Source organism: Streptomyces sp. NPDC044044 (assembly GCF_056434405.1).
In genome coordinates this window covers 983,712-996,683 of record NZ_JBWKFG010000002.1, presented here as the reverse complement: position 1 = coordinate 996,683, position 12,972 = coordinate 983,712, and the positions used below count along the sequence as shown (strand labels likewise).

General features: G+C 71.7%; 11 protein-coding genes. 4 read left to right on the top strand and 7 right to left on the bottom strand.

What is annotated here, in order from left to right; genetic code table 11:
- Positions 1-13 precede the first annotated feature (13 nt).
- Together AC07AG_RS10295 and AC07AG_RS10290 are read right to left on the bottom strand one after the other, a co-directional pair.
- Entirely contained in the window at positions 14-1,519 is a 1,506-nt protein-coding gene (locus tag AC07AG_RS10295; RefSeq protein WP_478753712.1) for an FAD-dependent oxidoreductase, read from the bottom strand.
- Complete coding sequence (locus tag AC07AG_RS10290; protein ID WP_478753710.1) at positions 1,516-2,988, bottom strand: FGGY family carbohydrate kinase; 1,473 nt, start codon at positions 2,986-2,988, stop codon at positions 1,516-1,518. The genes AC07AG_RS10295 and AC07AG_RS10290 overlap by 4 nt, the downstream gene beginning before the upstream one ends.
- Before the next feature lie 242 nt (positions 2,989-3,230).
- On the opposite strand from AC07AG_RS10290, the gene AC07AG_RS10285 reads away from it, so the two are divergent.
- Positions 3,231-4,223 carry a hypothetical protein gene (locus AC07AG_RS10285; protein WP_478753708.1) on the top strand — a complete coding sequence of 331 codons (993 nt, stop codon included), beginning with the start codon at positions 3,231-3,233 and terminating at the stop codon, positions 4,221-4,223.
- 74 nt (positions 4,224-4,297) lie between these two features.
- Positions 4,298-5,827 (top strand): amino acid permease, encoded by a 1,530-nt coding sequence (locus AC07AG_RS10280; protein ID WP_478753706.1) that lies wholly within the window; start codon positions 4,298-4,300, stop codon positions 5,825-5,827.
- A gap of 33 nt (positions 5,828-5,860) precedes the next feature.
- Here AC07AG_RS10280 and AC07AG_RS10275 read toward each other — a convergent pair whose 3' ends face one another.
- From AC07AG_RS10275 to AC07AG_RS10260, 4 genes are all read right to left on the bottom strand, one after another.
- Positions 5,861-6,415, bottom strand: coding sequence for a GNAT family N-acetyltransferase (locus AC07AG_RS10275; protein WP_478753704.1), 555 nt, complete (start codon positions 6,413-6,415; stop codon positions 5,861-5,863).
- Positions 6,416-6,458: 43 nt separating this feature from the next.
- Positions 6,459-7,196, bottom strand: a complete 738-nt coding sequence (locus AC07AG_RS10270; protein WP_478753702.1) for an SDR family oxidoreductase — start codon at positions 7,194-7,196, stop codon at positions 6,459-6,461.
- 191 nt (positions 7,197-7,387) lie between these two features.
- Positions 7,388-8,281 (bottom strand): NAD(P)H-binding protein, encoded by an 894-nt coding sequence (locus AC07AG_RS10265; RefSeq protein ID WP_478753700.1) that lies wholly within the window; start codon positions 8,279-8,281, stop codon positions 7,388-7,390.
- Complete coding sequence (locus AC07AG_RS10260; protein ID WP_478753698.1) at positions 8,278-9,327, bottom strand: saccharopine dehydrogenase NADP-binding domain-containing protein; 1,050 nt, start codon at positions 9,325-9,327, stop codon at positions 8,278-8,280. Before AC07AG_RS10260 ends, AC07AG_RS10265 begins: the two co-directional genes overlap by 4 nt.
- 83 nt (positions 9,328-9,410) lie before the next feature.
- Between AC07AG_RS10260 and AC07AG_RS10255 the strand changes: the two genes are divergently transcribed.
- Positions 9,411-10,043 (top strand): TetR/AcrR family transcriptional regulator, encoded by a 633-nt coding sequence (locus AC07AG_RS10255; protein ID WP_478753696.1) that lies wholly within the window; start codon positions 9,411-9,413, stop codon positions 10,041-10,043.
- Between the two features lie 24 nt (positions 10,044-10,067).
- Here the strand turns inward: AC07AG_RS10255 and AC07AG_RS10250 are convergent, their stop codons facing one another.
- Complete coding sequence (locus AC07AG_RS10250; protein ID WP_478753694.1) at positions 10,068-11,423, bottom strand: radical SAM protein; 1,356 nt, start codon at positions 11,421-11,423, stop codon at positions 10,068-10,070.
- 178 nt (positions 11,424-11,601) lie between these two features.
- On the opposite strand from AC07AG_RS10250, the gene AC07AG_RS10245 reads away from it, so the two are divergent.
- Positions 11,602-12,960 (top strand): CAP domain-containing protein, encoded by a 1,359-nt coding sequence (locus AC07AG_RS10245; protein WP_478753692.1) that lies wholly within the window; start codon positions 11,602-11,604, stop codon positions 12,958-12,960.
- Positions 12,961-12,972 lie beyond the last annotated feature (12 nt).

Below are 12,972 nucleotides of genomic sequence, written 5' to 3'. Positions count from 1 at the left end.
CTCCGCTGCCGCCTCAGCACGCCGCCCCCGACTCGCCCCAGCCGTCGAAGAGTTCACGCACCGCGGCCCCGCAGTAGAACCCCTGGCAGCGCCCGCCCCGCGCCCGTGTCCGGCGCCGCAGGCCCTCCAGCGAACCGGGCGGGACGGTGCTGATGAGGGCGTCCCTGATCTCGCCTCGGGTCACGCGCTCGCAGTGGCAGATGATGCTGCCGTAGGCGGAGTCGGTCGCGATGAGGTCGGCGCGCTGGTAGGGGCGGGGGAACGCCTCGCCGAGGTTCGGCATCCTGACGGGGTCCAGGTTTCCTGCCGCCGTCAGGTCGAGGTCGGGGCCCGCCGCCTCGGCGAGCAGCCCGACGACGTACTCCGCGATCGCCATCGACGCGGTGAGACCCGTGGACCGGATGCCGCCGACGGTGATGTACCGCGCCTCGGGGGAGCTGTGGATCTGGTAGTCGTCGTGCTCGGTGGCCGCCCGCAGCCCCGCGTAGACCGCGGTGACCTCCTCGTCGAGCAACGAGGGCAGGATGCGTCGGCCCTTTGCGCGCAGTCCGGCGAGGCCGTCCTCCGTCGTGCCCGTCGCCCTCTTGTCGTCCAACTCCTCGGCGGTGGGGCCCAGAAGGACGTTCCCGTACACGGTCGGCGCGACCAGCACACCCTTTCCGAGCGCCGTCGGCACCGGCAGGAGGATGTGGCGGACCAGGTCGCGGGCGAGCTTGTCGAAGACGATGAGCTGGCCGCGGCGCGGGGTCACCGTGAACGCGCCGTGCCCCAGGAGCCGCCGGTCCAGCACGTCGGCGTGCAGACCCGCGGCGTTGATGAGGTAGCGGGTGCGTACGACGCCACGGGGCGTCGTCAGTTCATGACAGTCGGAGCCTCCCGACGATGCCGAGTCCGATGCCAGCGCCGATGTCGAGTCCGATGCCGATGCCGATATCGCTGGACGTTCCGGTGAACCCACCTCCTCCACCTCACAGTTGAGGTGCAGGTCCACCCCTCCCCGCACGGCCTGCGTGGCGTACGCCAGCGTCGTCGTCCAGGGGCAGATGATCGACTCGCCGGGGACGTCGAGCGCGCCCAGCGCGCCCTCTCCCAGGCGCGGTTCGCGGGAGCGGACCTCGTCCGCGTCGATGATTCGGGCGTCTTCGTACCCGTTGGCTTCCGCCTTCTTCAACAGGCCCGGCAGCGCGGCCAGTTGTTCCTCGTCCCAGGCTACGAGCAGCGCGCCGACCGGTTCGACGGGGATGCCGGAATCGGCGGCGTACGCGGCGAGCAGGCGCTGTCCATCGCGCACCAGGCGGGACTCCAGGGAGCCCGGCACCGCGTCGAAACCGGTGTGCAGGATCGCGGTGTTGGCCTTGGACGTCCCGTCGCCGACGTCTCCGGATGCCTCGACCAGGGCGACACGCAGGCGGTGGTGTCCCGCCAGTTCGCGGGCGATGGCGGAGCCGACCACCCCGGCGCCGACGACGGTCACGTCATAGGGGTCGGACGGCAGCGGCCCCTTGGTGGTGACGGTCATGACGACGGCGCGGGCGTGCGGTCGAGGAGGGACGCGACCGCCGAGCGGAAGCCGCCGAGGCGCTCGGCGGCCTGCGTGGCATCGATCTTCGGCTCGTACACGGTGGCGGGCCGCCACCGCGGGACCGCGTCCCGCACCGTGAGCTTCGGATCGATGCCCATGCGTGCGACCGCGCCCACGCCCAGGGCTGTCACATCGGGCAACGCCGATACTTCGACGGGGATTTGGAGCAGGTCGGCCTGGGTCTGCATCAGGAGGGCCGAGCGCGTCAGACCGCCGTCGACGCGCAGGCTCGTCAGGGGCTCGCCCAGGTCGGCGGTCACGGCGTCGGCGAGCGATGCGACCTGGGCCGCGATGCCCTCGCACAGGGCGCGGACCAGATGGCCGGGGGCGGTGTCGAGGCCGAGGCCGGTGATCGAGCCGCGCAGGTCGCCGCGCCACCAGGGCGCCGCGAGCCCGGCGAGCGCGGGCACGAACGTGACACCGGCCGTGTCGGGCACCGACGAGCCCACGAGGTCGAGGTCGGCTGCCCCTTCGATCACCCCGAGGTCCGTGAGCCAGCGGACGGCGGACGCTGCCGTGTAGACCTGTCCGTCGAGGCAGTAGCTGCTCTCGCCCGCAAGCCGCCAGGCGACACAGCTGACCAGGCCGGAGTCGCCCCTGCGTGGCCGGGAGCCGGTCTGGGCGAGCAGGAACGCCCCTGTGCCGTACGTGCACTTGGCGGTTCCCGGTTCGGTCACGTCCTGGGCGAGCAGCGCGGCCTGCTGGTCCACGAGGAGTCCGGTCAGCGGGAGTTCGGGGCCGAAGGCCTTCGTCGTGCCGACCGGGCCCGCCGCGTCGACGACGCGCGGCAGTCGCTCGTCGGCGAGACCGAAGACGTCCAGCGCGCGCGGCGACCACGTGACGTCGTCCAGGTCGAGGAGCTGGGTGCGCCCGGCGGTCGCCGCGTCGGTGACGAACTCGCCGGTGAGCCGGTGGATCAGCCAGGCGTCGCTGGTGGTGACGACGCCCTCCCGGGTGAGGTGGCGGCGTATCCACGCCATCTTGGGCGCGGCGAAGTAGGGGTCGAGGGGAAGCCCTGTCAGATGCGTCAACTCTTCTGCGTACGGGGCCAGTTCCGTGCACAGTGGCTCCGCCCGCCGGTCCTGCCAGACGATCGCCTCGGTCAGCGGGCGGCCTGATTCGGGGTCCCAGGCGAGCACCGTCTCGCCCTGGTTGGCGAGGCCGACCGCGGCCACCGGCTCCCCCGCGTCGGCCAGGGCGCGGCGTCCCGCGTCGACGACGGAGGCGAGGAGCGCCGCCGGATCCACCTCGACCCGGCCTCCGGGGAGATGGCGCGGACGTACGGGAGCGGCGCCGGAGCCGATCACCCCGCGTTCCGGGCAGAGGACGAGAGCCTTCGTGCCGGACGTGCCCTGGTCGATGGCGAGGACTGCCTCGCCGCGCGGTCCTCTGCCATTCGTGATCACCGCGGAAGCCTGCAACAGGGGCCCGGAAGGCGTCAAGAGCCCCCTGCACGAGCCGATCCCGGCCCCCTTCTTCCCCAAATTGCCAACCGGCGCGCCGAGTTGAACATAAGTCGACACCAAAAGATCCAAGAATCGCACTGAGAAAGGAAGTTACGGATCTACACTGACCGCCGAACAACATCACCGATCCATAGGCCAGTTCACGCCGTCCACCCTCCGCCCTCCTCCCCCACAGAGGATTCATGCCCAATCCGTCAGGCCGCCCCGTGTACCACCCGGCGGGCCACGACGAACAGTTGCGCGCCGTGCTCCAGGACCTCAAGACGGGTCGCTGGGTGTCGACGCGCAACCTGCTCGACTCGACACCCGACTGGGGACTGTGGACGCAGCGCACGCAGATCCTGGCCGCCGCCGTCGCCGGCTCAGACGTCGTCAAGGCCTGGCAGGCCGAGGAGCCGCACAGTGCCGCCGCTTCCGTCCTGCACACCCGGGTCCTGGTCGAGCGGACCCTGCGCGCCCATCGCGCCGGACACCGGCACACCAACGAGCTGTGGCGCGAGGCGGCAGCCGCGTGCGGATCCGCCATCGACGCCTTCCCCGAGGATCCCGTGCCGTGGGTCTGCCTGCTCGCCCTCGCCCAGCTCGACAAGGGGCAGCGGTGGGACGAACACCGGGTACCGGCCCCTGAGCCGATGCTGTTCCCCGGCCCCTGGCATCTCCTCGCCGAGGCCGACAAGCGCGACCCCGGCAACCGCGAGGCCTACCACCGGATGCTGCAGTTCGCGTACACACGCCGCCCCGGAGGCCCGCTCACCGAAGCGGTCAACTTCGCCCACTGGGCGTCCGGTTCGGCCTACGCGGGCTCGGCGCTCCACGTACTGCCCCTGTATGTGCGCGTCGAGCGGTACCGCAAGGACGGCGGCAGCGAGCACGCCCTGGATCTGCACTGGATAGGGGAGGACGCGACCCGCTCCGCCCTGCGCGCGCTGCACCTGTGGTTCGAGCACGCGCTGCCCGCGGCGACCTCGCTCCTCGACCTCAGCCATCTGGCCCACGCGCTGTGGGGAGCGCATCAATTCGAGGACGCGACAAGGGTGTTCGAGGCCCTCTACCCCTTCTACACCGTGGCGCCCTGGACGTACCGCACGCGCTCGCCCGGCGACGCGGACGCGGCGGCCGAGGCCTTCACGCAGGCACGTACGCGCTGTCTGAGCGCCGCACGAGATCCGGGCTGAGGCTCCCGCCCCCGGGCCTTCCCAGTCAGCACCACCCGCTCCCCGACCCACCGCTCCCCGACGGAGGTACATCCGTGTCCCGCACCACCTGGTCGAGCCCGACGTCGACCGAAGTGCCACTGCCCGACGAGGAACAGAGGCTCAGGGAGCTCGGCTATCAGCCGGTCCTGGCGCGCCGGATGGGCGGCTTCGGCAACTTCGCCATCAGCTTCTCCGTCATCTCGATCCTCTCCGGCTGCATGACCCTGTACGGATTCGGGCTTGGCACGGGCGGCCCCGCCGTGATGCTCTGGGGCTGGGCGGGCGTCGGCCTCTTCGTGCTCTTCGTCGGCCTCGCACTCGCCGAGGTCACCAGCGCGTACCCGACGTCGGGGGCGCTCTACTACATGGCCGACCGGCTCGGCGGGCGTCGCTGGGGCTGGTACACGGGCTGGTTGAACCTGCTCGGTCTCCTCGGCGCGATAGCGGGCATCGACTACGGCGCCGCGCTCTTCACCGGAGCGTTCCTGAACCTGAAGTTCGGCTTCACTCCGACGCCGGAGAAGACCTTCCTGATCTTCCTCTGCATCCTGCTGCTGCACGCCGTCCTGAACCTCTTCAACGTGCGCCTGGTGAGCCTGCTCAACTCGATCAGCGTGTGGTGGCACGTGGCCGGCGTCGCCGTGATCGTGGGCGTGCTCGCGATCGTGCCCGACCACCACCAGTCGCCGGGGTTCGTCTTCGGTGAGTTCGTCAACAACACCGGCTGGGACAACCCGCTCTACGTCACGGCGATCGGTCTGCTCCTCGCGCAGTACACCTTCTGCGGGTACGACGCCTCGGCGCACCTGTCGGAGGAGACCTCCAACGCCTCGGTGTCGGCGGCGCGCGGCATCGTGCGTGCCATCTGGGCGTCGTGGATCGCCGGTTTCATCCTGCTGGCCGGGCTGACGTTCGCGATCCAGGACTACGCGGGCACGGTCGGTACCGACACCGGCGTGCCGCCCGCGCAGATCATGATCGACGCGATCGGCGAGTCCGGGGCGACGGCGCTGCTGCTCATCGTGATCGTGGCGCAGCTGTTCTGCGGCAACGCCGAGACGGCGGCGGCGAGCCGCATGGTCTTCGCGTTCAGCCGCGACAACGCGCTGCCCGGCTCGAAGATCTGGCGCAAGGTCAGCTCCCGTACGCAGGTCCCGGTGCCCGCGGTGTGGCTCTCGGTGGGCCTGGCCGCCGTCATCGCGCTGCCTTCCCTGTACTCGGCGACCGCGTACACGGCGGTGACCGCCATCAACGTCATCGGGATCACCCCCGCGTACGCCATCCCGATCTTCCTGCGGCTGCGGGCGGGCGACCGCTTCCAGCCGGGCCCGTGGAACCTGGGCCGCTGGAGCAAGCCGATCGGCTGGGTGGCCGTGATCTGGGTGGCGTTCGTGACGGTCCTGTTCTGCCTGCCGCAGGCCTCGCCCGTGACGGTCGACACGATGAACTACGCGTCGATCGCGCTCGCCGTGGTGCTGATCCTCGCCACCGTGTGGTGGTTCGTCGCGCGGCGCTCCTACAGCACTCCGTCGGCGTACGGGTCGGAGCGGGAGCAGGCGGAAATCGCCGAGGACATCATCTAGCCGCCGGTTCCCGGGCGGCCGCGCCTCATCCGCTCAGGGGGTGCGGTCGTTGAGGATCCGCTGGAAGAGGCGGTGGTCGCGCCAGGCGCCGTTGATGTGCAGGAACTCCGGCGCGACACCGAACTCCTCGAAGCCGCACTTGGCGAGGACCCGCTGCGACGGCACGTTGTCCAGGAGGGTGCCCGCCTCGACGCGGTGCAGGCCCAGCTCGGCGTCCGCGGACGCGCAGGCGTACATGACTGCGGCGGTGGCGAGGCCGCCGCCGATGTGGTCCACGTCGATCCAGTAGCCGAGGTTTCCGCTGCGCAAGGGGCCGAGGACGATGCCGGACAGGGTGACCGAGCCGACGATGTCCCCTTCGCGGTCGAGCACCCAGGGAGCCACCCGCCCCGCCCGGCACTCCTCCAGCTGGGAACGGAGCCGGGCGGCCTGCGCCTGCGAGGTGAAGTAGTCCTCGGGCCGGGTGGGTTCCCACGGCTCCAGGTGGGCGCGGCTGCGCAGGCGGGCGCGGGCGAGACCGCCCGCGTCCTCCAGCGTGACGGGACGCATGACGACGTCCGGGGTGATCCGGGCGGATTCGGTGATCATGCGCCAAGCGTAGGCACTGCGGCAGGTGCGCGGGCCGGTTGCCTCACCTTCCGCCCGCCACCCGCAGGATGGTTCCGCTCGCGTAGGACGCCTCGTCCGAGAGCAGCCAGGCGACGGCCGCCGCGATCTCCTCGGGCCGGCCCGAGCGTCCCAGCGGAATCCCGGCGGCGAGCTTGGCCGGGCGCTCGGGGTCGGCGTGGAACTCGGTCCAGATGACGCCGGGAGCGACGGCGTTGACGCGGATGCCGTCCGCAGCGACCTCCTTCGACAGACCGACCGTCATCGTGTCGACGGCCCCCTTGGCGGCGGCGTAGTGGACGTACTCGCCCGGGGCGCCGAGGGTCGCCGCCGCGGAGGAGATGTTCACGATGCCGCCGCCCGCGCCGGTCCGCGTCATGTCGCGGATCGCGCGGCGGGCGCAGAGGAGATAGCCGAGTACGTTCACGTCGAGCGCGCGGCGCATGGCGGCGGCGTCGGCCTCGGCGAGGGGGCCCACCGGGGCGCCGATCCCGGCGTTGTTCACCAGTCCCGTGACCGGGCCGAGTTCCGCGGCGGCGGTCTCGAAGAGGCGGTCGACGTCCGTCTCGTCCGCCGTGTCCATGCGGACGGTGACGCAGCTCGCGCCGGTCGCACGGACTTCCGCGGCTGTCTTCTCGGCGGCGTAGGCGTCGGAGTGGTAGCCGAGGGCGATGTGGTGGCCGTCCGCGGCGAGGCGGGTGGCGATGGCCGCGCCGATGCCGCGGCTGCCGCCGGTCACTACCGTGACGGGGTGGTGCTGCACGTGATCCTCCGGGGGTGCGGGGTGGACGGGGTTGCCGTTTGATCGATCATTCCTAAGTTTGATCGATCATTCCCCAACCCCGCCCCTTCCCGATACCCACTCCGGCGCGGGAGCCGTGGTGCCGTCGATCACCGGCTCCGCCGAGTTCGTCCTCAGACGCCGGACGGGCTGGGGAGCCCCGGAGGCGGACCTCAGCCCCGACTGTCCCGCACGAAATCCGCCAGCGTCCCCGGTGCCCTCCCCCCGAACCGCCCGATCGACTCCGTCACCTCGTACAGCTCGTGGTGCGAGCCGATCAGGCGGAACAGTTCCCACAGCTTGTCCAGGTGGGCCACCACGTGCGCGTCGCCGTACAGCCGCACCGCCCGCTCGTGCCACGCCTCCGGTGACTCGTCCACGTACTTCAGGCCGCCGCCGAACGTCTCCACGACCTCGCCGACCGTCAGCACCTGCCCCGTCAGGAGCACCACGGGATCGGGGCACTCCGGCATCGGATCGGCGAGCAGTCCTGCTCCCACTCGCGCCACGTCCGTGCCCGCGATCAGCGGAAGCACCGTGTCAAGGGAGCCGAGCGGCATCACCAGCTCACGGCCGCCGCCCGCCCGGACCAGGAAGTCCAGATTCTCGAAGAAGACCCCGGCCCGCAGATGCACCGCCCCGATCCCCGCCCAGTCGAAGACCTCCTCGGCGACCCAGTGCTGCCGCATCCGAGGCGTGCCCGCGTCCGGTGCCGCCGCCAGCTGGGACACCTCGACGACGCGTTCGAGGCCCTCGCGCCGGGCCGCCGCGGCGAACGCGCCGGTCGCCTCCAGCAGGCCGTCGGTCACCGGGTACGTGAAGAAGGCGCGCCGCACTCCCCGCACGGCCGCGAGCACGTCCGTGATCTCGCGGAGGTCGCCGACGACCACCTCCGCCCCCGCCTTCCGCAGCTCGGCGGCGCGTTCGTCGTCGGTGCGCACGAAGGCGCGTACCGCCTGACCCCGCTCCAGGAGCAGCCGCACCACATGTCGCCCTGTGGAACCCTGCTGTCCCCCTGCCGCTCCGGTGACGAGGACCGGTTCGCCCGACGGCGTCGCGGCGCTCACTCCTCTCGCCCCGCACCGCGCGGCAGCGTGAGGGTGAACGCGCCCTGCCGCTCCAGCTCCCTCAGGAACGCCTCCGCAGTGAAGGCCTCACCGGGCGCGAGGACCCCTGTCTTCGTCGGCCCCCTGCCCTCCGCGATCCGCACCGCGGCCTCCACCGAGGCCAGCGCTCCGGCCCGCCACAGGTCGTGGCCGGTCAGCTGCCCTGCCGCGGCGCCCCCTTCCCACATCGCCTGGACGGCGACGGTGAAGTCGGTGCCCGCCCGTTCCGCGGCGCCGATGTGCTCGCTCGCGAAGGCGTCCGTCGCCTCGAAGGCGCTGGTGCTGAGCATCAAGTCGATGTTGCGGACGGGGACATGGCGCGGCACCGTCACGGTCTCGAAGGACGGGAACGGCGCGATCATCGTGCGCGGGCCGAGCGGCGGCGGGAAGGGGAAGACGGCATTGCGGGGTTCGACGTAGCCCGCGTGCAGGGCGCCGTCGCTGAAGGTGAGGCGTTCGGTCTCGGCCAGGAGGTGGGTCGCGGTGTTCTTGGCTCCGGTGGTCAGGCGCCAGCCGTTCACGGCGTACGCGACGACGATCCGGTCGATGCCCGCGATGCCGTCCGACACCGCGCCCGCGAGGAGGTCGCCGAGGCCGCCGTAGAAGCTGACGCCGGGGATCATGACGGCGCCGGTGCGCTGCGCGGTGGCCTGCGCGGTGTCGAAGACCGCTTTCACGTGGTGGGGTTCGAGGGCGTGGTCGACATAGTGGCAGCCGGCTTCCGCGGCGGCGGTGGCGACGGCAGCGCCGGTGACGGCGAAGGGGCCCGCGCACTGGATGAGGACGTCGGCGGCCGTCATCACCTCGCGCAGTGCAGCCGCGTCGTCCACGGAGGCGGTACGGATCCGTACGCGATCCCCCGCGTCGAGTTCGTCGGCCAGTGTGCGCAACGCCTCGGCGTTGCGGCCGACCAGGAGTAACTCCTCATCCCTGGCGAGTAGTTCGTCGGCCACCAGGCGGCCGGTGTGCCCATAGGCTCCGTAGACGGCGAAGAGCGACTTTGTCATGCTCAACTCGCTTCCATACCGAAGGTATGCAACTGGTGCGGAACCTACGTACCCTGAGTATGTTCGTCAAGAGGAGCCGACCCGTGATCCCGCCCGCGCACCCAACTGCCCGCCGTACACAGGCGGAACGCTCCGACGCGACCACCGCGCAGCTGATCACCGCGGCGCAGCGGCTCTTCGGCCGGGACGGGTACGCGACGACCTCGATCGTCGCCGTGGCGGCCGACGCCGGGGTCACCAAGGGTGCGGCCTATCACCACTTCGAGGGCAAGGCCGCCCTCTTCCACGCGGTGTTCGTCCGCGAACAGGAGGAGATCGCGGCGGAGTTGGAGCGCGCGGCGGCCGAGGAGCCCGACGCCTGGTCCGCGCTGCGGCGCGGCTGCCGCCGCTTCCTCGAGCACTGCCTCGACCCCGGATTCCGGCGGATCGTGCTGCTCGACGCGCCCGCGGTCCTGGGCTGGGAGACCGTCCGCGAGATCGAATACGCCCATACGCTGCGGGTGTTGACCGGCGGCATGCGTGCGGCTGCCGCCGCGGGACACATCGGCGAGGGGGATCTGGACGTGCGCTGCCAGATGATGTTCGGCGCGCTGTGCGAGGCGGGCATGCTCCTGGCCCGCTCGCCCGACCCTGCCTCCGCCCTCACCTCGGTGACGGCGGAGGCCGAACGGCTCCTGTCGGCGCTGGCCGGGCGCGCCCCCGGCCTCGCCCCTTAGGCCTCGCCCCTCAGGCCGCTCTCCCTAGACCGTTTCCCCGACTTCCTCGGCCGACTGCTCGGGAGCCAGGCTGTCCATGAAGGAGGAGACGGAGAACACCGCGCGCCCCGGCCCCGCGGGCCCGTAACCGGGCGGCGACGTCAGGCCGTTGTCCTCCATCGTCGCGCGGTACGCCTCCAGGAGACGGACGTGGTACTCCAGCGGGGCGCCCTGCGGGTTCGCCTTGCCGAGCGGTGTCGTGGGCTCAGGGCACCACGTGGTGAAGCGGGGCGTGATGCCGCGCGACATGAAGTACTGCAGCCCCTCCACGGTCGAGTCGATGGCCTCGCCGACCGTCTTGAAGCCGAACGGCTCCGCCATCTCCACGCCCGCCACGAAGTTCGGGATGACGTTGCGCGGCCCGAACACCTCCGCGGAGTCCAGGATGCGGCGGTGCCACTCGTCCCGGCCCACGTAGCGCTCCTTGCCGGGGCAGTACCGCTCGAAGAGATACGGGTCCCACACCTCGTAGTTGGGGTGGTAGATCCGCACGCCGTAGTCGTGGAAGCGCTGCACGTCCGCCTTGGGCAGGGCCTGGGCGACGACCTTGCCGATCCAGCGGCCGGGGAAGCGCTCCTCGATGGCCTTCGCGTACTGGCCGTAGAAGTCCGCCTCGTCCTTGCCGCCGATCTGCGAGGTGATGGCGCCGCCGGTGAGCGTGTACGCGGTGGAGGACTTCGCGGTGTCGTACTTGTCGATGATGGCGAGGGCCTCAAGGACCTCGTCCATCGGCTTCACACCCGTGTAGGGGCGGCCCGCCGCCTTCTGCTGGCGCCAGTTGTGGTTGATGTCGCAGTACTGGCACTCCTCCTTGGCGCCGAAGTACTGGCAGACCCGGAAGACCGTCAGGTAGATGAGGTAGCCCCATTGGATGGTGGGCGCCACCTCCATCACGGACTTGCCGTTCTCCAGCGTGTGCCGGTAGTAGTCCGGCATCGGCGGCAGGCCCACGTCGGAGATGCGGACGCCGTCCAGGTAGAGACCGAGGACGCCGTTGTCGTCGGCGGCCACGCGGTAGGGCGACGAGGGGTTCACGCGGACCGAGACGACCGTGCGGCGCAGGTCGTACGGACCGCCGGTGAGGACGATCTCCTCGGGCGGGCGGCGCAGGGCTGCGGCGCCGAGCTCGGGCAGCGTGCTGTGGTCGAAGGAGAAGATGAAGTACGACTTCGGCTTGACCTCGCCGGAAGCTTCGTTGACGGTGTCGCTGAGCGCGGACTCGTCGAACGCCATGCCTCCCCTGAGCAGGTCCTCCTTGATCACCGCCTCTCGCGGCACCTGCGGGAACCGCTCCATGAGTCCCTCGACGAGCTGGGTACGGCTCTCGCTGCGGCTTGCCATCTGCCGGGCACCTCGGATCCTGTCGGTGAATTGTGCTTTCCCGTGGCCCCTACGCTAATACGCGCCTTTCGCGGCGCGGATCCGCCTCCGGTCTCAGCCGCCCTCAGCCTTGAGGCGGTCATGCGCGGCGGGCCTCCCCGGCGGGAACCTCGCGGGGCCGGCCTCGCGTTGTCCTTGCATGAACGAGCTGGTTGCCGGGGGGAACGTGCCGCTGCCGGACGGGGCCGTCACCCTCCGGGTGCCAGGCCCCTTCGACCTGTCAGTGATCGTCACGGACGACAGCGGGAAGGTCGCGGGCGACGGCGACTTCGTCTTCTACAACCAGCCCACCACCGCCGGCGCCCGGCTCCAGGGCGACACGGTCACGGTCGACGGACGGCGTCTGCGCGCCGGTGCGAGCCGCGTCACCGTGGCCATCAGCCCCGCCGAGCCGGGCACTCCCCTGGGCCGGCTGCCCGCCATCGCGCTCCAGGTGCACGGGCCCGGCGGCCGGCAAGTGGCCCACTTCACACCGCCGCGCCCCGACCGCGAGACGGTGCTGCTGCTCGCGGAGATCTACCGCCGGGGCCCGGGGTGGAAGCTGCGGGCGCTCGGCCAGGGGTACGCGGACGGGCTCGCGGGGGTGGCGCGGGACTTCGGGGTGGATGTGGCGCAGGACGAGACCGCGCAGCCTCCGGCCGCTGCCGGGCCGCCCCCGGGCGCTCCGATGGCTGCTCCGATAGCTGCTCCGATGACCGCTCCGACCGGCCCGCCCGCGACCGGCCCCGACGGCTTCCTCCCGCTGGTCAATGCCGCACGGGCGTCGGTGGGCGCGCCTCCCGTCACCCTCGACGCCCGGCTGACGGCCGCCGCGAGCGCGCACGCCGCCGGGATGGCGGCGCGGGGCGCGCTCAGCTCGGAGCACGCGGACGGCACGTCCCTGTACCAGCGCGTCGTCGCGGGAGGGTACGCGTACCTGGCCGTCGGCGAGCATCTGGTCTCCGGGCCGCGCACACCCGCCGACTTCGTGGAGTACTGCCTCTCGGGCGAGCAGTCGCGGCGTACGGTGCTCAGCCGCGCGTACGCACAGGTCGGCGTGGCCCACACCACCGACGCGCGCTCCGGCGACATCTACTGGACGGCGGTGTGGGCCACCCCGTTCAGCCAGCAGGGACTCGCGGAGTGGGGGTCCGCCGTGCTCCGTCTCACCAACGCCGAGCGGACGGCGGCCGGTCTTCGCCCCCTGTCCCCCGATCCGCTCCTGACCGTGGCGGCGCAGGGCCACAGCGCGGACATGATCGCCCGCGCCTTCTACGCCCACACCTCGCCCGACGGCGGCGAACCCTGGCACCGCGCGTCCGCCGCGGGCAGCACGCACCGCGCGATCGGCGAGAACATCGCCTGCGGGCAGCGCACGCCCGCCGAGGTGGTGGACGGCTGGATGAACAGCCCCGGCCACCGGGCCAACATCCTCAAGCCCTCCTTCACCCACCTCGGCGTCGGCTTCGCGGGCGGCGGCTCGGCGGGGACGTACTGGACGCAGCTCTTCGGCGGCTGAACGCCCCCCGGG

What these genes read in the sequence shown, in the direction of transcription:
- AC07AG_RS10295 (WP_478753712.1), bottom strand. Translation starts at nt 1,519, where the DNA reads ATGACCGTCACCACCAAGGGGCCGCTGCCGTCCGACCCCTATGACGTG.
- AC07AG_RS10285 (WP_478753708.1), top strand. Translation starts at nt 3,231, where the DNA reads ATGCCCAATCCGTCAGGCCGCCCCGTGTACCACCCGGCGGGCCACGAC.
- AC07AG_RS10275 (WP_478753704.1), bottom strand. Translation starts at nt 6,415, where the DNA reads ATGATCACCGAATCCGCCCGGATCACCCCGGACGTCGTCATGCGTCCC.
- AC07AG_RS10260 (WP_478753698.1), bottom strand. Translation starts at nt 9,327, where the DNA reads ATGACAAAGTCGCTCTTCGCCGTCTACGGAGCCTATGGGCACACCGGC.
- AC07AG_RS10250 (WP_478753694.1), bottom strand. Translation starts at nt 11,423, where the DNA reads ATGGCAAGCCGCAGCGAGAGCCGTACCCAGCTCGTCGAGGGACTCATG.
- AC07AG_RS10245 (WP_478753692.1), top strand. Translation starts at nt 11,602, where the DNA reads ATGAACGAGCTGGTTGCCGGGGGGAACGTGCCGCTGCCGGACGGGGCC.